General features: G+C 68.1%; 25 protein-coding genes. 1 reads left to right on the top strand and 24 read right to left on the bottom strand.

Features of this window, described 5'->3' with window-relative positions; translation table 11 throughout:
* Positions 1-11: 11 nt before the first annotated feature.
* From CGZ93_RS17905 to CGZ93_RS17870, 8 genes are all read right to left on the bottom strand, one after another.
* On the bottom strand, positions 12-254 hold the full coding sequence (locus tag CGZ93_RS17905; RefSeq protein WP_094365518.1) for a hypothetical protein: 243 nt from the start codon (positions 252-254) through the stop codon (positions 12-14).
* A gap of 11 nt (positions 255-265) precedes the next feature.
* Positions 266-1,183, bottom strand: a complete 918-nt coding sequence (locus tag CGZ93_RS17900) for a phage major capsid protein (protein ID WP_094365517.1) — start codon at positions 1,181-1,183, stop codon at positions 266-268.
* An 8-nt stretch (positions 1,184-1,191) separates the two neighbouring features.
* The gene (locus tag CGZ93_RS17895; protein WP_094365516.1) at positions 1,192-1,545 is read right to left on the bottom strand and encodes a capsid cement protein; all 354 of its coding nucleotides are present in this window, start codon (positions 1,543-1,545) and stop codon (positions 1,192-1,194) included.
* A 3-nt stretch (positions 1,546-1,548) separates the two neighbouring features.
* Positions 1,549-2,730: a head maturation protease, ClpP-related gene (locus CGZ93_RS17890; protein WP_176451836.1), complete on the bottom strand. Its 1,182-nt coding sequence runs from the start codon at positions 2,728-2,730 to the stop codon at positions 1,549-1,551.
* A 2-nt stretch (positions 2,731-2,732) separates the two neighbouring features.
* Positions 2,733-4,013, bottom strand: a complete 1,281-nt coding sequence (locus CGZ93_RS17885; protein ID WP_094365514.1) for a phage portal protein family protein — start codon at positions 4,011-4,013, stop codon at positions 2,733-2,735.
* A gap of 17 nt (positions 4,014-4,030) precedes the next feature.
* Positions 4,031-5,602, bottom strand: coding sequence for a beta/alpha barrel domain-containing protein (locus CGZ93_RS17880; protein WP_094365513.1), 1,572 nt, complete (start codon positions 5,600-5,602; stop codon positions 4,031-4,033).
* Positions 5,595-5,921 (bottom strand): hypothetical protein, encoded by a 327-nt coding sequence (locus CGZ93_RS17875; protein ID WP_094365512.1) that lies wholly within the window; start codon positions 5,919-5,921, stop codon positions 5,595-5,597. The genes CGZ93_RS17880 and CGZ93_RS17875 overlap by 8 nt, the downstream gene beginning before the upstream one ends.
* A 215-nt stretch (positions 5,922-6,136) precedes the next feature.
* Positions 6,137-6,481: a hypothetical protein gene (locus CGZ93_RS17870; protein ID WP_094365511.1), complete on the bottom strand. Its 345-nt coding sequence runs from the start codon at positions 6,479-6,481 to the stop codon at positions 6,137-6,139.
* A gap of 306 nt (positions 6,482-6,787) precedes the next feature.
* On the opposite strand from CGZ93_RS17870, the gene CGZ93_RS19135 reads away from it, so the two are divergent.
* Complete coding sequence (locus tag CGZ93_RS19135; RefSeq protein WP_176451835.1) at positions 6,788-6,934, top strand: hypothetical protein; 147 nt, start codon at positions 6,788-6,790, stop codon at positions 6,932-6,934.
* Between the two features lie 71 nt (positions 6,935-7,005).
* On the opposite strand, the gene CGZ93_RS17860 is transcribed toward CGZ93_RS19135, so the two are convergent.
* The 16 genes from CGZ93_RS17860 to CGZ93_RS17795 form a co-directional block, all read right to left on the bottom strand.
* Complete coding sequence (locus CGZ93_RS17860) at positions 7,006-7,875, bottom strand: hypothetical protein (RefSeq protein ID WP_094365509.1); 870 nt, start codon at positions 7,873-7,875, stop codon at positions 7,006-7,008.
* Positions 7,872-8,255: a hypothetical protein gene (locus CGZ93_RS17855; protein WP_094365508.1), complete on the bottom strand. Its 384-nt coding sequence runs from the start codon at positions 8,253-8,255 to the stop codon at positions 7,872-7,874. Before CGZ93_RS17855 ends, CGZ93_RS17860 begins: the two co-directional genes overlap by 4 nt.
* A 213-nt stretch (positions 8,256-8,468) precedes the next feature.
* A complete protein-coding gene (locus tag CGZ93_RS17850) occupies positions 8,469-10,142 on the bottom strand; it encodes a hypothetical protein (RefSeq protein ID WP_094365507.1) in 1,674 nt (557 codons plus the stop codon).
* Positions 10,143-10,510: 368 nt separating this feature from the next.
* Positions 10,511-10,798, bottom strand: a complete 288-nt coding sequence (locus CGZ93_RS17845) for a hypothetical protein (protein WP_094365506.1) — start codon at positions 10,796-10,798, stop codon at positions 10,511-10,513.
* Positions 10,795-12,417 (bottom strand): DNA cytosine methyltransferase, encoded by a 1,623-nt coding sequence (locus CGZ93_RS17840; protein ID WP_094365505.1) that lies wholly within the window; start codon positions 12,415-12,417, stop codon positions 10,795-10,797. Before CGZ93_RS17840 ends, CGZ93_RS17845 begins: the two co-directional genes overlap by 4 nt.
* Positions 12,414-12,812 (bottom strand): hypothetical protein, encoded by a 399-nt coding sequence (locus tag CGZ93_RS17835; RefSeq protein ID WP_141211275.1) that lies wholly within the window; start codon positions 12,810-12,812, stop codon positions 12,414-12,416. The genes CGZ93_RS17840 and CGZ93_RS17835 overlap by 4 nt, the downstream gene beginning before the upstream one ends.
* 14 nt (positions 12,813-12,826) lie before the next feature.
* A complete protein-coding gene (locus CGZ93_RS17830) occupies positions 12,827-13,459 on the bottom strand; it encodes a hypothetical protein (RefSeq protein WP_094365503.1) in 633 nt (210 codons plus the stop codon).
* Positions 13,459-13,866, bottom strand: a complete 408-nt coding sequence (locus CGZ93_RS17825; protein ID WP_094365502.1) for a DUF3310 domain-containing protein — start codon at positions 13,864-13,866, stop codon at positions 13,459-13,461. Before CGZ93_RS17825 ends, CGZ93_RS17830 begins: the two co-directional genes overlap by 1 nt.
* The gene (locus tag CGZ93_RS17820) at positions 13,863-14,042 is read right to left on the bottom strand and encodes a hypothetical protein (RefSeq protein ID WP_094365501.1); all 180 of its coding nucleotides are present in this window, start codon (positions 14,040-14,042) and stop codon (positions 13,863-13,865) included. The genes CGZ93_RS17825 and CGZ93_RS17820 overlap by 4 nt, the downstream gene beginning before the upstream one ends.
* Positions 14,043-14,052: 10 nt before the next feature.
* Complete coding sequence (locus CGZ93_RS19810; protein ID WP_267489756.1) at positions 14,053-14,181, bottom strand: hypothetical protein; 129 nt, start codon at positions 14,179-14,181, stop codon at positions 14,053-14,055.
* Between the two features lie 148 nt (positions 14,182-14,329).
* On the bottom strand, positions 14,330-14,998 hold the full coding sequence (locus CGZ93_RS17815; RefSeq protein ID WP_094365500.1) for a hypothetical protein: 669 nt from the start codon (positions 14,996-14,998) through the stop codon (positions 14,330-14,332).
* Positions 14,995-15,123, bottom strand: coding sequence for a hypothetical protein (locus CGZ93_RS19805; protein WP_267489755.1), 129 nt, complete (start codon positions 15,121-15,123; stop codon positions 14,995-14,997). Before CGZ93_RS19805 ends, CGZ93_RS17815 begins: the two co-directional genes overlap by 4 nt.
* 165 nt (positions 15,124-15,288) lie before the next feature.
* Positions 15,289-15,909 (bottom strand): bifunctional DNA primase/polymerase, encoded by a 621-nt coding sequence (locus CGZ93_RS17810; RefSeq protein ID WP_094365499.1) that lies wholly within the window; start codon positions 15,907-15,909, stop codon positions 15,289-15,291.
* A gap of 14 nt (positions 15,910-15,923) precedes the next feature.
* Entirely contained in the window at positions 15,924-16,472 is a 549-nt protein-coding gene (locus CGZ93_RS17805) for a hypothetical protein (RefSeq protein WP_229117566.1), read from the bottom strand.
* A 28-nt stretch (positions 16,473-16,500) separates the two neighbouring features.
* Positions 16,501-17,592 carry a PD-(D/E)XK nuclease family protein gene (locus CGZ93_RS17800; protein WP_141211274.1) on the bottom strand — a complete coding sequence of 364 codons (1,092 nt, stop codon included), beginning with the start codon at positions 17,590-17,592 and terminating at the stop codon, positions 16,501-16,503.
* Positions 17,593-17,720: 128 nt separating this feature from the next.
* Positions 17,721-18,617: a DUF2303 family protein gene (locus CGZ93_RS17795; protein ID WP_094365497.1), complete on the bottom strand. Its 897-nt coding sequence runs from the start codon at positions 18,615-18,617 to the stop codon at positions 17,721-17,723.
* Between the last annotated feature and the right edge of the window lies 1 nt (position 18,618).

Genomic DNA, 18,618 nt, shown 5'->3' with positions numbered 1-18,618 from the left:
CCCCTTTCCGCTCAGTTCGCGCGACGACGAGTCGGCTTGGCCTCGCCGCCCGCCGCATTGCCCGAGTCCGTCGCAGCGCCGTCGGCGGGCTCGGACTCGAGGACCTCGAGCTTCTCCACCAGCCCGGTAGAGGTGAGGTGCTTGAGGTTGCGGGCGTCGGCCGGGACAAGCGCGCCGCGGTAGGCGTACACCTCGCCGCCGTCCTTGGGCTGCACGACCGCCGCAGCGGCCTTCACGATGTACTGATCAGCCATGGTCAGCCTCCTCAGAGTCCGGTGTTGATGATCCGCACGCCGGCGCCGGCGTCCATGACCACGGGGACGGTGACGCGACGGGCGCGGGGGCGGTAGGCGTCGCGGTCATCGACGCGCATGACCTTCACCTCGAGGGACCCCTGGGCGCTGTACCCGGGGGACTTGATGTCCTCGTCGGCCATGCCGCCGAGACGGTCGCGGTCCACCAGCAGCGGATCCGTGAACGGGACATGCTTCGACGTCGTCCACGTCATGCCCAGAACGTCGGGGATGACGCCGGACACGACCGCGTTGTTGTTCTCCTGCGGCAGCATGCGCGACTTGATCAGGTACGCGGCCACCTTGGCGAACTGGATCGGCTTCAGCACCACGGTGCCGAGGTCGTAGGCCATGTCCTCGTACTTGTCCTCCTGCGTCGCCTTCGCGAGCAGGACGCCCTCGACGATGCCCTCCCCCGTCGCCCACGGCGTGGCCGTGGAGTCGTAGGTGTCGGTCACCTTCGAGCCGATCACCGACAGTGCGACCGAGTCGACGTGGCGGATCAGGGTATTCCCGAGGCCTGCGAGGACCCGGTTCACCGGATCCATGAGGAAGCGGGCGATGGCCTCGTCAGTGATCTCCGAGTCCTGGCCCCACTTGGTGACCTTGGCTGCAGCCAGTTCGCCGCCGGTCATGACGGTCATGGGGTACTCGCCGCCCGCGGCGATCGCTTCGGGGTCGTCGGCGGCGAAGATCGGCTCGCCGGTCGGGTACATGACTCCGCCGCCGGTGGCGACGTAGCGGCCGGCGAGCAGGTAGTCCGCGATGAACTTCTGGCTCAGGATGTCGGCGAGTCGGCGCGCCACGAGGGCGGGCGACTGCATGAGGCGGTGGATCTGCTCCGCGGTCAGCTGGTCGCCAGAGACCGGGATGGTCGGATATGTGTACATGCTGCTCCTCAGCGGTTCATCTGGACCTCGACCCGAGCGCCGGCCGTGGCGGCGGTCAGGGCGAGACCGATCGGGGCGGTGGTGCCGGTGGCGGCCTGGCCGTTGGCGGCGGCCTGGACCTGGTCGCCGGCGGCGATGGCGGCGGATGCGACGGGCCGCTGAACGCCGCCGGAGTGGACAAGCACGCGATCTCCGACCTTGCAGTCGAAGGCCGCCACGCCGACGACCTTGGTGGACGCCGCAGCAGCCACACCGACCGAGCGCGGGCCGGTCAGCTCGACGAGCTGACCGCCGGTGAGCGCGGTGGTCGCGTTGAACGAGACCGCCTCGCCGGGCTTGAAACGGGGCAGGTAGTCACCCATGGGTCAGTCCTCCTTCGTGGCCGGGGCACCCCAGGCCTTGCTGTAGAGCTGGTCGTCGTCGCTGGCCTGGTCGACCCCGCCGGTGAACCCGGCCGGGGCGGTCGGGATGGTGCCCTTGGGCAGGTTGGCGAGGACGTCGGCCGCGCCGGGGTCGGCAGTGAGCTGCGCGACCCAGTGGTCCTTGCGGGCCGGGGGGATGCGGCCGTCGGCGACGGCCGCATTGACGTTGGCCTCGCGCTCCTGGGAGAGCTGCTGCGCACGCGCAGCCTCCCCCTGCGCGGCCTTGGCCTGCAGGTCGGCGAGAGTGGCCTCGTCGATCACAGTCGTGCCCGGGACGGGCGTGGTGGTCTCGGCGCGCTCCGCGAGAGCCTCGTCGAGAGCGGCCATGAGGCCGGCCTCGTCGATGTCGACATCGGCCTTGATGCCGAGCCGCTCACGGAGACCCGAGGTGATGGTGTCCGACATGTCGGATCCTTCCTGATGGGTTGCGGATTCCGCCGGCTCGGCCGGAGGTTCTTGGGCGCGGGTCGTGGCCCGCGTGAAGGTGGGCGCGGGCGCGTTGTCCCGGCCGGCGTGCGCGAATGCGCGCAGGTCGTACTTGGCCTTGGCCTCGGCGCCGTCGACCTCGCGGTCGACGCGGGTTGCGAGCCCGGCGGCCACGGCCTCGTCGGCGGTGTACCAGGTCTCGGCCCGCATGACGTCGCGCCACTCGGCGGCACTGCCTCCAGCGGCTTCGGCGTAGATGGCCGCCATGTCATCGGACAGCTTGTCGAGCTGTGCAGCCATCGCGTGCATATCCTCGGCCGGACCCACGCACAGGCCCCACGCGTCATGGATCATGAACTCGGCGCCACGGGCCATGATGATCTCGTCGCCGGAGAGGGCAACGATCGTCGCTGCGGAGGCACACAGCCCGTCGACGTGCACGGTGACGGCCGCGCTGTTGCGGCGCAGGGCGTTGCCGATGGCGATGCCATCGAACGCGATCCCGCCAGGAGAGTTGATGTACACGTCGATGTCGGCGACGTCGAGTGCGTCAATCTCCTTGACCAGCGCGGTCGTGTCGACGCCGAACCACGGGTCGCCGATGACGTCGTAGAGGTAGATCGACGCCCGGCCCTCAGCCAGTGCCATCGGCGATCGGGGGGAGCGCGCCTGCGGGCGCAGGAGCTTCGCGAAATCCATGGTCATCCTTCCGTCGAGGACGGGTCGGGGCGGGTGCCGGTGAGGGCAGGCAGGCCGTAGGTGTTGCGGATCCACGTCTCGGTGTTGTCGTCGACGGTCAGAGCGCCGCAGGAGACGAGCTGATAGAGCGCTTCGGCGGTGGCCGGGTGGCGTGCGCCGATCTCGTCGTGGACTATGCGGGGCGCGCGCTCACCGGACCCCCAGTTGATGTCGACGAGGTCTTCGACGATGTGCTGGGTGGCCACATCGGCGATGTCCTGCGCGAGTGTCTGCAGTGACAGCGTGAAGAAGTCGGCGAACGTCGAACCGAGCGCCCACGAGCCGGTCTCGGTGCCCAAGTTGAGAAAGTGGGCGAGGACGGCACGGGCGATCTGCTCGTCGTAGTAGCGGATCACCGGATCGGCATCAGGGATCCGGCCTTCGACGCCCCGCAGAATCATGTCCGCCCCGTTGGGGACCGCGCCGCCGGAGTTATCCCCAACGCGCCATGCCGATGCCATCTGCCGACCGGCCTCGAGCTCCTCAGTCTCGCGTTGGCGCGCCTCCTCGGTGTCGACACCCTCAGCAATGGGTGACGCCTTGTACAGCGGGATACCCATTCCGTTGCGTTCGATCGCCTGTGACTGCACTCGGAGGGCGCGATCCTTGAGCAACCAGAACTTGTAGGCCGGCCGCAGCAGGGACTGACCGAGCCAGTTCCCGCCCTCTCGCTCGTGGACGTACGCGACGAGCTGGTCGACGGGAATCCGCGCGTCCTTCTTCGCAAGGCCGCCGGACTGTTCGATCGCAACCAGCCCGCCGTCTGCCGCGACGTCGATCTTGGAGATCGTGCGCGGTGGCCGCCACCCCAGCTTGCGCAGCCGGTAGAAGCCCGATCCCGGGTCGAAGCGGTACACCTGCTCGAAGAACGAATGTCCGAAGGGCAGCATCAGCAGCGCAAGCCGCAAATGCTCGGACCACGAAAACCGGTCGCGACTCCGCACGAACTCCGGATCGATGGCAGGGTCCTGGCCTCGAATCGGGAGGCCAAGGTCTTCGGCGATCTGGGCGACCACATCCGGGCGTGCCCCGGCGGGATCCAGCCACCAGTTCGTGCGCCGGACCGGAAGCCACACGGCGCGGAGCACCGACATGACCTGAGCATCCTGGCGACGCATCGTGTCGTAGACGGCCACGGACTTCGGCCATTGCAGCTCTGGCGTCGTCTCGGGATCCGGGGCGGCCCACCACGCGCTCGAGGCGTGCTGGTAACCGAGCTCACGCAAGGCCTTCGGTGCCGTCATGCACGCCTCCCTTCAGGTCAGAATCCGATCGATGCCACGTCAATGCCCGACGAGGCGCGTGAGAACTGCTGCGGAGGCGTCGCTGGTGGCGGCGGTGGCTTCGATGGGCGGGTGGCCTGCCAGAGCGCCAGAACAGCGGCCTCGATCATGGTGATGTCGCCCGATGACTTGCGCCGGCCGAGAACGGTGCGGTCCCCCACGGCCCTCGTGGTGGCGACGGAGACGGCATCCTCGAGCTCGGGGAACCCCGCGTGGACAATCTCCTTGGCGCCGACGGCGCGGACCATGTCGGCGTATGCGTCGGCACAGTCACCCAAGTTCGCCTCGACGACACGTACGCCTCGACGACGTAGGGGGGCGATCAGATTGGCAGCGGGACCGCCGGAGTCGATGACGACCGGGATGCCGGACGGCGCCGCGGCCTGAAGCGCCCGCAAGTCTGCATCGTGTCCGGCGGGAAGGATTGCCCAGCGATCACCGAGCCGCCCCACTCCGCACAGGGAGCCGGCGGACTGCTCCGGCGTCACCGCCAGGGCGAACGCGATCGGCTCGACCGAGGTAGGGACCTCGCCGCGGCATGCGATCCAGCGACCCTCGCCGAACAGCTCGTCGGCGCCGGCCTCCTCCCACCAACCCAGACGCTCGCGCATCCACTCGTCAGGATCCTCCGCCTCCCGAAAGTCACGCATCTTTTCGACGGTCAGGCCCGTACCGTTTGCGCGATGCCGACCCAGCAACGTGTTCGCCTGCGCCATCAGCTCGGGGTCGTCCAGCGCGCAGCCAGGCTCATGCAATGGGTGGGACGGCTTGAAGTGCTGGCACTGCCGGTTCACCCGGCCGTGCCGGTCGAGGCATGGGCGTCGCTCCGCGCACCATTCGAAGTACGCCAGTCGTGAGGATGGCTTCGGCGAGCGGCCGCGGTCACGGATGTCGCGCAAGATCCTCGAGCGAGCCATTCCCGCCGACGAGCCGATCAGCAACTGCGGATCCGGAACGACCGTCAGGGTCGGATAGATCGAACCGGTGTGTTCGGGCTGCAGCGCGAACGCCTCGTCGAGGATGATCTTGTCGCCCGTCAGGCCGCGGGCGCCCGTCTTCGTCCGCGCCTTGAACTTCACCCGCCGCCCGTCGGCCAGTTCGATGTGCTCGTCACCCCGGCCGCCATGGATGCCGTTCGACGGGCCTCCCGCCAGCCGCTTGCGCAGCATCGGCGAGTTGGTCAGCAGAATCTCCACGTCCCGGAACGACTCGCGGGTGGTATCGAACTCATGCGCCGACCATGTGATGAGCTTCTCTTGCGTGATGAACAGCCAGCCGAGCAGGGCCATCTTCATCACGCCCGTCTTCAGGTTCTGCCGTGGGGCGACCACGCACGTCTCGAACGCCGCCGACTGCCAGACGGTCTCGCCGTTGCTGTCCGTGCGTCCTGTCGGGCGCAGCGCGAACAGGGCGTCGAGGATGAGACGCTGCTCCGGGTCGGGACCGAAGCCGATCTGCTCGCACAGCGCCGCCACCTGCGGTCCGTCGGTGTGCTCGTAGTCCGGAATGGCACTGAATGCGGGCGCCTTGAATGCCCACTCGTCAGGCACGCCGCTGCCTCATCGGCACCACGTTGCCCTGTAGTTCGTCCAGCGCGTCCGCCTCCGGTGCGATGTCAACGAGAAGGCTCGTCATCAACCGATCCAACTCTCGGGACAGAGCCGCCAGTTGCGAGCCGTTCTCCATCGGCGAGAAGTCGCTCATCCGGCGGGCGATGATGACCGCCTGCTGGCCGGCGTAGGTCTGTAGCTTGCCCGCGGCCTCGAGCTGGCGGGCGGTCACCCCGAGCAGGCCCTCGCTGACAGACGCGGGCCGCTCGGGGAGCTTCGCGACCACCTCGGCGACCTGGTGCCCACGCTTACGCTCCACGGACGCCCTCGACCGGCACGAACTCGAGCAGTAGCGTGCCGTCGGGCGCTGTGCCGGGAAGGACTTGCCGCAATGGGTGCAGTCGCGATCCATCATGGGCACCTCCCAGGATGATCGGCCCCCTTGCAAGCGCTAGATGGGTTGTCCTCGGGGGGTAAATGACGGCCGCGGGTCAAGGAGACACGCGGGTGTTGCTGGATTTTTCGAGGCCTCCGTCACTGGAGGACGAGCTCGCCGTTCTCCCTCGATGTGAGCATCGGCCAGATCGCCTCGAGGATTCCTCGGTCATCTCGATAGGGGCCGTCGAGGTAGACCACGTCGGCGACCGTGCCGCGCAGGCCTTCCCGCTGCGGCGACCGGAAGAGCACCGTTCCGCCGTTGGGGAACTCGATGGCCTGCCGACCGTTCACCCGGATCGGCTTCGCTCCGGTGCTGTCTGGGAGGGCGTCGAGGCAGGCGCGGAAGGCGTTCTCCGCCTCCTTGATGAGTCCGAGGTAGGCGACTCGCCTGCCTCGCATCGCGTCGTTGACCATGCCCTCGATGACGTAGCGGTTGGTCATGGTGCCCCCCAGGTTCGGTAGATCGGCGTGACGTGTGGCGCGTGGGCCCGGCGCCCACCGTCGGCTCGGTTGCAGTCCTGGTGCTCTGGCCCGGTGTACGAGGTTCGATCCGGCGTATGGCCGAGGTCCCACGCTCGCCCAGTGATGGGCTGACCTGGGTGGAGACAGGTGGTCGCATGGCACAGGACTCGGGTGCCGGCATCGATGCGTCGCTGCCAATCGGCCTTGAGCAGCTGATGGGTGCTGCCGTAACCGCGGTCGGTGGTGGACCCGGGTCGAGGCATCATGGCCCCCTAGACTCACGTCATGGACGATCAGCAGAAGAATCTGCGGCGCGCTCACCGGGCGGCGGGAGTAGCGCAGCTTGCGTTCGGATGCCAACTCGCGTTGTACGGAGTGATCGCGCTGGTGGCGATCATCGTCGGCGTGATCGTGTGGTCGATGCTTCGCTAGGCCACTCGGACCAGGGCATGACGATGCGCTCGGTTGTCAGGGTAGCAGATCGAAATCACAGTGGTGTGATTTCATGCGGACTCACGGCGCGCCACCGCTTCGGCGATGTCGGGTGATGCGAGCAGGAGCACATCCCATGGCCAGAACCAGGACTCTCGTGATCCAGCCGGCGTCTCGGCGCAGGTGATCTTGCGGCGCCGCTTCCACTGCCACAGCCGAGGCGCGGTGACCCCGAGGTGGGAGAACTCGCTGACGATCAGCGACGTCGGCATGGGCGAGCGCCTGCGGTAGCGGGACTCGAGATCGGTGCGCTCGGTGTGCCTGCAGTCAACGCACTCGAGTACCGAGCCGGACCAGGTCAGCACCATCGACCCGGCGCACCGCGGGCAGGCGTACGCCGGCTCACGGCGAAGCCTCGCCGCCGAGCGGAGGGCCGCATGGATCTCACGCACCTCGGACTCGATCCAGTCCATGTCGGCCAGATCGAGGACGAGCTGGGCCTCGCTCCACACGTTCGCCAGCCAGGACGCCTCGGTGCGCCATGCCAGCTCTCCGCAGGGCTGCGGGTGGCGCTGGCGAGCCTCGACATCGAGGGACTGCCACACCAGTCGTGAGCACTCACCCAGGCGGATGAGGGGAGCGCTCGAGTGGTCCTCGTCGCGGTGGTCATGGGTTCGGAGCAGGTCGAGGACGCCCAGGTCGATCGGCGGTCGGGATCCAGGGACCCGCGGGGTGCGCCCGACCTCATCGCCCGGATTGGGTGCACCGATGGTGAGCACCACCTGGGCCACGAGGTCGGGGATCTGCTCGAGCCGCTCCCTGGTGGTGCGAGCCGGGCTCTCGTCGAAGTCGAAGGTGGGCCGCTGTCTCGACGGCTCGGGCGGCTCGACGCACCAGCCGCCGTCGTCCTCCCAGCGGCACAGCTCGGACTCGTCGGTCATGGGGTCTCCTCGGGGAGTCGGGACGGGATGGTGGGGGTGACTTCGGGTTGGTGGCACCGGTGCTCGGGGAGGAGGTCACCGCGGTCGGTGAGGCCGGTGAGGGGTGGTTGGTGGCGTGGGCGGAGGACGTAGCGGGTGGGGTCGGTGATGGCCTGGGTGAGCCAGTAGGTGGGTCGGTCGAGTTGGTCGGCGGTGGCTTCGCTGATGGGGGTGGGGTCGACCTGGATGCGCGGGCCGGGCTGTGCGGGGTTCCAGCCGGTGATGAGGGGTGGGGCGTACCAGGTGGTCCAGCCGCAGTTGAGGCAGGTGTTGGGTCGGGCGTGCCAGGGCATGGGGCGGGGTCGTGCGTGGGTGAGGAGGTGGTGGTGTTGGCGGTCCATGGCTAGGGCCTCGTGAGGGGGTAGGACGGGTTAGGACAAATCGGGGGGTTAGGACCGGCCGTACGAAGATGTGAGCCTCGCGCGGATACAGGAAAGACAATTTTTCTCATAAATACTAGTGAGAGGCTGTTTCTCATCTTTGCGGTAGGAAAGATGAGAGACGAATGTGCTGAGAGGGTTAGGACCGTCCTAACCCGTCCTAACCCCTTGGGCTCAGCGGTGGCTGCGCACATAGGTCACCTCCTGACCGCCTGCATTTCGGGTCTCGATCTCGATCGCGTGCGCATCCCGCAGGCGGTCGAGCACCTCGTCATACAGCGGCCGAAGATCGCCCCGCAGACTGTTCTGCAGCCGCCCCTGGCTGAGCCAGTCGTCGGCCTTGTCGAGCCGCCTCAGGAGCTGCTTGGCGGCCCGGTCGACCTGCAGCTCCGCGCGGGTGTTGTCGATGACGTCGGCGCGGCGGGCGTCACGTTCGGCCCGGCGCTGGTCGGCCTCACGACTGCTGCGCGTGAGGGTGGCCTGGACGTTCGCGCGGGTCCAGTCGGACATCGCCATGACGTGACCGGCGAGCTCCCAGTCCTCCAGGCTCATCTCCTGCCGGTCGTCGAGGAGGGCGAGAGCCTGGGCGACCTTCTCGCGAGCGAACAGGGAGTGGCCGTCGAGGGCGTCCCCCTGACCGCGGGCTCGGGCGACGTGGGCCTCGCGGATGGTGGTGGCGACCTGGTCAGGGACGGTGAGTTGGTAGCGGCCGTCGGTGTCGCGGGTGGTGCCGAGCTCGGGGCGCCAGGTCCAGCCGCGGACGTTCCAGGGCGGGGGCGCCTCGTCGGGCTCGGGGTTGATCGTGGGGTCGGTGGCGGGGAGCCAGATGAAGCGCTGCGGGGTGCCGCCGTCGGCGTCATTGAGCAGAGTGTGGGCGCGGCCGGGCTGGACGCCCACGATCAGGCCGAGGCGGTAGGTGTGGCGGTCGATGATGAGGCGTTTCTGGGCGTCGGCGTACCCGAAGCCGAGGGTTTCGCCGGAGAAAGCTGAGCGGAGCTGGGGCATGAGGGTGGAGCCCTGGCGGGCATTGAGGCCGCCGAGGGTGTCGATCTCAGGGACGGAGAAGACGACGGATTGGCGGACGGTCTCCTGCGCACCACCACGGACGCGCTTGGCGTACTGGTGGGCAATGCCCTCGCCGGAGCCCACAGTGGCGGTGTAGACCTCGTGGGGTTGGCGTACGCCGTCGGTGGCGGCGGCCTCGGTGGCGCCCTTGCCGACACCGGAGGGCCCCACGATCGCGAGGAACAGGTTGAGGCTGCCGGGGCCGCCGATCAGGGGCGGGAGGACCACGTGGGGTGGGATGCAGGCGAGGGTGCGGATGAGGGTGACACCGAGCATGGACCAGGGGCTGGTGAGGCGGGCGTGGGCGAACGCACGGATGTGCTGGAGGACGGGTCTGGAGTCCCAGAACGGGTCCTGGTCGGTGGCGGCGGGTGCGGCCGCTTCGGCGTGCAGTTCCTCGGCGGACACTTCGGTGACGGTCCAACCCTCGGGGAGCTGCTCGACCTGACGCGGTCCGGAGCGATGGCCGCCGCGGAGTCCGGAGTTGAGGGTGCGTTGGATCTCGATGTCGGTGAGGCCGGCTTGGCGGGCTGCGTTGGTGAGGTGGGTGCGCGCGTCCTGCTCGCCGAGGTGGCCGGCCGCGATGAGTTGGCCGATGTTGAACGCGGCGATGTTGAGCGTGTGGTTGCGCCCCCCTTCAGGGGTGCTGGCTAGTTCGGCGCATTCGAGGGCGAGGGCCTTCTGGGCGTAGGCGGTGGCTTCGCCGGGTGGTTGAAGTGGGCCAGCTGGGGTGGGGCGGCGGGCTGGTGGTTGTTGCCAGAGGTCGTTCCAGCTGGTGGTCACGTGGGCTCCTTGGTGGGGCTTGGGCAGGCGGACATCGGGGGCCTGCCGTCAGGGGCCTGCTGACGCTTCCCAGTCGGCGCAGGCGGGCCAGCCGGCTCGACAGTCGGTGCCCGGTCCACTGGTGATCGGGACAAGGTCACACTTCGGGTACGGCCTGGCGTGGCCGCCGACCTGGACGCGGTGGGCACATGTGCCGCACGTCTCCCCGGGCTCGGCCAACGCACGGTCTCTGAGCGGGTGAATCCCGATCGCAATTCGCTGCGTGGCCTTCTCGCGGCGCTTGAGGTTCTGCCGGGCGCTCGCTGATAGTCCGGCGTACGGATCTGGTGGTGGCGATTGCGGCTGGTAGGCCCCGTCGAAAAGATCGCTCACGATGCCTCCTCAAACAGCGAGTCCTGTCCCGGCCGGCCGGCGCGTGCTTCATCGTCGAGCCGTCGTCGCAACTCCTCGGCGCGCTCGTTCAGCCCTCGCCACATCGCCATGAGAGACTCGGCCGACCTGCGGGCGTACATGCACGAGTCATCCGCGGCCCGCAGGAGCTCGAGCTTCACCTGTGGGTCGTCCTGCCGCTCGGCCATCTCGATCTGCTCGATTGCCTTCTTGAGGCGAGCGATGGGGAGTGTCTGGTGTACGTACTCGGGTAGCGGTTCGCTCATGCCGCCCCCAGTGCGTCAGCGACCACAGACACCAGGTCGCGGGCAGCGGGTGGGGTGACCGCGTTCCCGGCGAGCTTCACACGCTCCCGCTTGGTGCCAGCCCACTGGTAGTCGCCGGGGAATGCCATACCGGCAGCGATCTCGGACGGCTCCAGCATCCGGAACCGGCACGCCATCACGTCGTCGTCGGTGACCACCTGGACGTCGCGGCGCTCACCGTCCATGACCGCCTTCGTCGTCGCTGTGGTCAGTGTCGGCATCGGCTCGGACGCGGGCCGCGCTCGATTGGCGTGGTTGTTGTCCATGACCAGGGCGTACCGGTCGACGGTGGTCAGGGTGCCGATCGGATACTCGGTCGGCTTCGCGGTCTCGCTCGCGGAGTAGTACGGCACGAGCAGGCCGGTCTCGCTGCGGGTCGTCTGCGTCCTCATCGGCTCGTGGGATGAGCTGGCGCGCTTGCCGTCCCGGCCTTCGACCGGAATCAGGAGCGCCTTCGTGGTCTCGTTCGCGGTGATCGTGCTCAATGGCGATTCGAGATCCCGGACTCGGTACTCACCGCGCCGATCCAGGATGAAGGGAATGGCCAGCCCCTTGGTCGGCGCAGTGTGCAGCGTCCGTAGCGGTTCGCCGACGGGCCATGCTCGCAGGTAGCCGGTCGGGCTGCCGTGCTGGCGGTGCTTCGGGTCCATCGAGTCGTACTGATTGCCGCCGGCCTCGAGGTGGACCGGCCCGCCGTAGCGACGGAGCCCTTCGCGGATGCGCGCCATCGTCTTCGGCGACAGGGGTCTGGCACGGTCCGCGATCCGTTCGGCGGGAAGGCTCCAGTCGATGGCATGGGAGGCGGGCAGCCAGCCAGGCTCGACGACATTGCCGCATCGGCCGCAGGCGTAGACGTACTGGGCTCGGTAGCGGCCGACAATGCGGCCGGGCTTCCATGCCTGCTGGGATTCCACCACAGCCTCACAGCGGCTACACCAGGCCGGCGGGCGGAGTGCCCGGTCGATGTCGGGCGCCTTCTCCCCCTTGGGCCACGCGACGATGTAGAGGCGGTCGCGTGACTGGGGTGCGGGCAGGCCGCCGAGCTGGGCGTGCATCGAGTTGAGTGACACGACCCGGAAGGCGTACCCGAGCTTGTCGAGCCCGCGGCGCCACGCGGACCAGGCGGCCGCGTACTTCGGTTGGGTGGCGATGTCGACGACGTTCTCGACCATGACCATCCGGTAGCGGTGGTGCTCGACGAAGCGGAGCACGTCGAACATGAGCAGGCGGGAGCGGTTGATCTCTTCCTGTTCAGCGGTTTCGAGGTCGGTGGGGATGTCGTCGAACAGAGTCGGGTCGCCACCCATCTCCCGTGACAGGGCCTTGGCTTTGCTGTTGGCCAGGCTCCACTTGGTGCATTCCGGGCTGGCCCAGAGGATGTCGGTGCGGGGGAAGTTGCGCGGATCCTCCATGTGCAGGTCGACGCAGGCGTGGTCGGTGGTCGGGTGGTTGGAGTTGTGCACATCGACGGCAAGTTGCCAGTGGTTGGCGGCGAGCGCGACTTCGACGCCGGGCACGGCGATCGCCCCGGTGCTCGACCCACCCGCGCCAGCGAAGATGTCTGTCAGGGTGAGGCTCATCGGTCACCCCGCTGGGCGTGGAGTGGGCTGTGGCGGTCGACGAGCTGGTCGGAGTCAAGGCGATCACCCTGGGCGTTGGTCCAGTCGGTGACGCCGCCCCGGGTGTCCATGTAGTGCCAGGTGTGCCCGTTCTGGTCGGCGAGGTCGGGCATGGCCCGGGTCCACTGGTTGAGTTCGGCTTCGGTGAGTGGGTGGGGCATGGGGCAGCGGAGTTTGTGGTCCAGGTCGAGCACGCCGGAGCAGGTGATGGGTGTGGACTCGGGGTCGGCGTCGGGTTGGGTGAGCACGTCGGCGAGGCGGTTGATGGCGTCGGCGATGGCGAGTCCGGTGTAGATGAGCGCTGCGGTGTCCTCGCTGGTGTGCATCTGCAGCGCGTGGCGGGCATGGTCAGTCACGGGGTCGTGGTTACTCATCGCGCACCCCCTAGGCCGAGCACCCGAGCGGCACGCTCGACGGCATCCCAGGCGGTCCGGTCGCCGTTGTGCAGGTCAGGGTGCGATCGTCGGCGAGCCTCTTTCCAGCGCGCCATCAGTGATTGAGCAGACTCGCCCGGTGTGACCTCGACACCGGACCAGTAGCTCAGGACGCTGTACGCGTCGAGGCGATCAAGTGGTGCATCAACCGCGCCCGCGGTGATCTCGCGGTAGCCCTTGTACTGCTGGCCGGCCACGGCGTTGATGGCGTACCGGTCGACAGCGCGGAGCGCTTCGAGGCCGAGCGCGATCGAGCGGACGTTGTGCTGCCAGTAGGAGCAGCTGTCGCACTGGTAGGTCAGCGGCCCGTGCCTGGAGTCGAACAGCATGCGCACGCCAGGATCGGTGGGGGCGGCGTTGGCGCGGAGCTGGCCGTCGTTGCGAATGTCGCGATCGCGGACATCGACCTGCAGCACCACCTCGGTCGCGTCGAGCTGACCGAGCTCCCGCTCGAGAAGGTCGAGCGTGGACGACCATGTCGCCTTGAAGGTGTGCCGGGAACGTCGGCTGAAGTGGTCGGTGCGGGGGCCGTCCCATCCGGTGATGGGGCGTACGGTGTACCTCAGCATCACTTTACCCCTCGCGCTTCGAGGGCCCTTGCAGTGGCCTCGATTAACTCCTCCTCGGCGACGGCCCCACACTCTCGCCACCACCGCGCTTCAGCAGGAGCCCAGCTCGGCAGTTTCACCACCACGTATCCCTCGGGGCAGTCGCGGCGGACTGCCGACACCTTCCGCTCCTCGTCGTCACTGAGCGGCACACGCCACGGTTCCCCCGGAGCGATGCGTTGCAGCTCGCGATCGATGTACCAGCGCGCCTTGCGGAGATCCTCGACGGCGTCGCCCTTGAGGTCAGCGCGCCAGATGTACTTGACGGCGTTACCCAGGCTGAAGCCCATGTGTTCGGTGATCTGGATGCACTCGACCCCGGATGGGTGCGCGGTGTAGTGCGGCGGGTGGTCCACGTTGTTGCTCATCGGTCCTCCTCGATGTAGGCGGAGCAGGTGCAGGCACGGCAGGCGCCGGGGTAATGGCCGGGGCGGTCCTCGTGCTCCTCGGGCAGGTGCTGGCAGGCGCACAGGCACAGGTGGGTCGCGAATTCCGATTCGCTCCACCAGCGGTCTCCGCAACCGGAGCAGATGTACGGGATCATCGAGACCTCCTCATGCCGGCACCAGTCCCAACGCTGCGAGCACCGCGTACACCACCACGCCGGCCAGGAACGCGAACGCGAGATAGGCGACCCAGTCCCGGATAGCGCGGTCCGGCCGCTGCGGGAATCGGTCAGGCATCATCGGTCTCCTTCCTCGACAGCACTTCCGACGATTGCGAGCCACGCCAGCGGCGTGCTCCAGGCCGCAGCAACCACCGCGGCACCCAGGACGATGTGGCGAAATCTGACGGCACCGCCCCGTACCTGTTCAACCGGATGCAGGGTGGTCATGAGCGCGTCCAGAAGTCGGGGCTGTCCGGGGCGGGCAGCATGTCGCTGAGGGGATGGGCGGTGATGGCGTCGACCTCGGTGTCGTACCAAGGCACGTCGGGGTAGAGCTTCCTCAGCCGGGCATAGGCGACGGCGTGACGGGCCAGATCATCGGGATTGTCGGCAATGAGGGCGAGGAGTCGTGCCTTGGAGGCGCGGAATCCCCGGGAGCCGACAGTGCAGACCCCGTAGCCCTCGATAATTCCCGACACCATGAGGTCGTGGGTGATTCCCTCGCTGTAGTAGTCGTTGCGCCCGTCGAAGTAGGCATAGAAGCCGCACGTGCAATCCATGCCAGCCAGCTGATGCGGGGGCTCTGGCAGGTCGAGTTCCGGCTCGGGTCGCTCCCACAACACCTTTTCGTCGTCGGTGCGGGTCTTCTCTTCGGCGGGTGAACCTGTGATTCCGCTCAGTCGGATCGAGGCGAGGGGGTTAAAGATGGTGGTTAAGTTGAACATGGCCAGGCTGTCGTCACGCGGGACGCACTCGGCCTCGTTGACACCCGGGTGCCACACCCGCTGATACCGCACCCCCGTCAGACGGCCGAGCCCGTCCACCCGGAAGGCGCGAAGGCCGACCAGGGAGCCGGCGGCGAACGGTCGTTCCGAGAAGCGGCGGTCACTCATGCCGGCACCTCCTCGGGCAGGGGACCGGGTGCGGGCTCGACGGGCGCTTCGATCGGGAACGGCTCGTACTCGATCTCGCGCTGGTCCTCGCCGATGTCGCCGGCGGTGATGATGCGATGGGTCATTGATTTCTCCTGTTGTCGTAGAGAGGAGCGCGGGCAGTGTCGGGGTGCTCGTCATCACGCCGAGCGCCCACTTGAGGGGGGGCGGCGAGCTCGGCATGATTGAGTCGGCCGGTCAGGAAGTTCGACACGTCGCTGCAGCCGCGCCCGCCGGGCGCCTCACGGTGGTCATCTCGCGCCACCCAGCGGCGGGCGCGTGAACCGATATCGGCCCTGGTAGCCGGTCTCGACGACGCGCGAGGGCGGAGCGAGGACATAACCGCCGATACCGCGGTAGTCGACGTGGGGCAGCATGTTCGCCCGATTCCCACGGCCCGATACCGGCACCCACAGGTGCCAGCCACCCGGCCGCGGGGTCTTCACCACCGCCACCACCTCGGGCCGGTCGGCGAGCTCCCCCCATGCATGGATCGCCTCGGGGCCGTCGAGGTCGACCACATCCATGCGATGGCCGGTGGCCAGCGCCACGTTGGCGTCAGGGCATCGGGTCCACCAGTCAGTGATCTGGGCGGGGTCGAGGGTGGCCTGCTTGAAACCGCTGCGAGTCATGGGCTGCTTGTCGCGGGGATTTCCCGCGTGGTCGCGGGTTCCGGGTGGCCAGCAGGGGAAGACGGGAATGCCTTGCTGGGCATACCAGAGGGCTGAGGCGCCGAGGGGGGTGACCGGCTGGACCGGCTGCAGGTGTTGCAGTCGGTCCAGCTCGGCGGTGAGCGCATCAACCGTGCCCCAGTCGTCGGCGCGCATGGCATCGACGATCCGGGTCTCGGTGTTGGCGATCGTGGCGGTCATGGCTCAGGTCCGGCTCAGAAGGGGGGTTCGGCGGTCTGGTTGCCGCCCCACGGGTTGGACTGGGCCGGCGCCTGCTGGAACTGCTGCTGCGGGGCAGGGGTCTGCTGCTGGAACGTCTGCTGAGGCGGCGCCTGTTGGAACTGCTGCTGCGGAGCCTGGGCGGGAGCCTGCTGGGCGCTGCGACCGGCCCCGCGGGCCACCTTCATGTCGAACAGCTTCACCGTGCCCTTGTCGACCTTCTCGAACCCGGCCAGGGTGATCTTCACCATGTCACCGGCCTCGACGTTGGCGAACTTCACCGCCCGCTTCAGGTTCGCGAGGCCGCAGTTCAGGACGACGAGATCGCCGGCCTGGTAGTCGCTGCGGTTGCCCGCCTTGTCGAACGAGGCCGCGGGGGCGGTGAGTTCGACGGTGAGTCGGGGGCAGACCTCGTTGTTGAAGTCGGTTCCTCCGGCGGGGCTGTACTCGATGACCGTACCGGTGACGTGCTGTCCCTGCTGGTCGCCCCAGCCGACAAAGCTGCCGCGGGGGACCTCGATGGTTTCCCAAGTCGGTTCTGACATTCTCTGTTCCTTCTTTCTGGGTTGGGTTTCAGGAAGCTCTGATGTGCGCCAGTTGCGCCTGGTCTCCGGCGATGTCCTCGAGGCGGACCTTGGCCTCGGCCGTGTGCCGTTCGGTCCAGCTGCCCGCCTTCGCGGCGGTCTCCCACAGACCGATCAGGGCTTCGCGGGTGCGGCAATGGCGGATTCCCTGTGAGATCGCCTCGGGCGTGGGGGCGGGGTAGTCGACGACCATGCCGTCGAGCACGTCACCCTGACTGAGGGTCTGGTTGTACGCCTCGGCCTCAGCGGCGAGGGTGGCCTGGCCGGCGATCGCCACTTCGAACGAGGTGTCGATGTTCTTCTGCTGTCGCCAGTCCTTCACCCACGCCGCGACCTGGCACGCCTTCCAGCCGGCGTCGAGGTTCACCTGCCGCAACGTGACCTCGAAGCTGACAGGGTTGAGCGCGATGACCACACCGATGTCGGTCCGCAGATCCGGCACCGCGGCGCGGACACCGGTCTCGTGGTTGTAGAGGACCGACCGCGAGTAGCCGGCCAGTTGCATGGCAACCTCACGCATCCCGAATCGGAGCGTGGAGGCACCGGTCTTGAGGTCCACGATCACCAACCCGTCCACGCCGGGAATGCGCGCGATCCGGTCCGGCGTGCCAGCGACGCGGTACTCGTCGAGCACCATCAGCTGCTCGATGTGCACCCACTCCCAACCCTTGGTGGCCGCGATGTAGCGCTGCATCGCCTGGTCGAGGTCGGCGGGCATGGGGCCGAGGTCCTTCCCCTCGTCGCACCGCTGGGTCAGGGAATGCCAGGTGGTGCCGATGGTGGCCTTCGCCGATGACGACGCGGCATCCATCGCCGCCTGCACCAACTCATCGACCGCGCCCTTGGAACGCTTCTCCTCCTCACAATCCCCGTACCGGTTCAACGGCGACCCGCACACGCACTGTGAGGTCCCACTTGCCGAGGGCTGGCCGGGGCCGTGAATGGTGGTCAGGACCGGGATGTGGGGGGTGAGGCCGAACAGGAGGTCCTGCTGGCGTGCGGCGAGGCCGACTCCCACCATCCGCTTGCCCCACTTCTCCAGCTGCGCCCGATCCTCGAGCACCTTGATGAAGGTGGTCATGCGCTGGTATGCGGTCCGCTTCCCGCCGTCGGGCGGGGTGATGTACGGCCTCGACCAGCGATCGCGGGGCACCTCCGACACCGGGGGCACCCATACCTGCTCGACAGGGTCTGTGGCGGTCACGGAGATCAGCCCTCCCCGTACAGCACCGGCACGGGTACCCCGGCCGCGACCGTCTCGACGATCCCGTCGAACGCATCCTCGACCGCCTTCTCCGGCTCAGTCAGGCGAACACCGAGACGCAGCAACCCCTCCTCGAGGTGGTACCGGAACCGGGCCGTCACGGCGACCGGCTCGGAGCCCTGGAACGGCCGCAGCACGAGGGTGAGCTCACCCGGGATCTTCAGCGCCCCCTTCTGCCCAGCCTTCGCCTCCACCGTCTCCTCGTACTGGAACTGGCGCTGGCCGTTCGCGAGGATCTGCTGACTCTTGAACGCGACCTTGGTGTTGGCCTGCAGTGTCTGGCAGACGTCCAGCAGCTCGGCGCCGTCCGGCTGCCCGATGGTGGACAGGTGATCCTCGATGAACTGCGCGAACCGCACCTGCGGCAACAGTTGACCGTCGACCTCGCTCCACTCGGACCACTCACGGGAGTGCTTCAGCGTCAGCGTCGCGCTGTGCTTGCGCCACCCGCTGACGCCGTCGAGATGGGCAGTGATGGTGCGGCGATCGAGGTTCGCCCACACCTCCAGGGATCCATCGTTGAAGAGGTACTCCTCGCCGACCTTCTCGGGGTTGTCGTCAGTATTGCGCGCGAGGTGGTCGAGCAGGGACTGAGCGGTCGTCACGGTGACCTGGCGGTGCACCATGCGCGGGGCATCGGCTCGCTCGTCGGCGTGCCGGTCGGCGTAGCCGGGAGTCTCGATCAGCTCGATCCGGTCGCCGCGGAGCACGGCGTACAGGCCGCCGTCTTCGAGACGGCGCGGGAGGACGGCCTGCTGGGCGGTCTGCGTGAGGACCATGGCCGTCTGCGGTTCGGCGTCAACGGGGGTCTGGGTGTAGATGGTGTCGGTGTTGTTGGACATG

Origin of the sequence: Enemella dayhoffiae (genome assembly GCF_002250625.1) — a bacterium.
GTDB lineage: Bacteria > Actinomycetota > Actinomycetes > Propionibacteriales > Propionibacteriaceae > Enemella > Enemella dayhoffiae.
The sequence above is the reverse complement of the archived record's forward strand: the minus strand, read 5'-3'. Positions and strand labels throughout refer to the sequence as shown.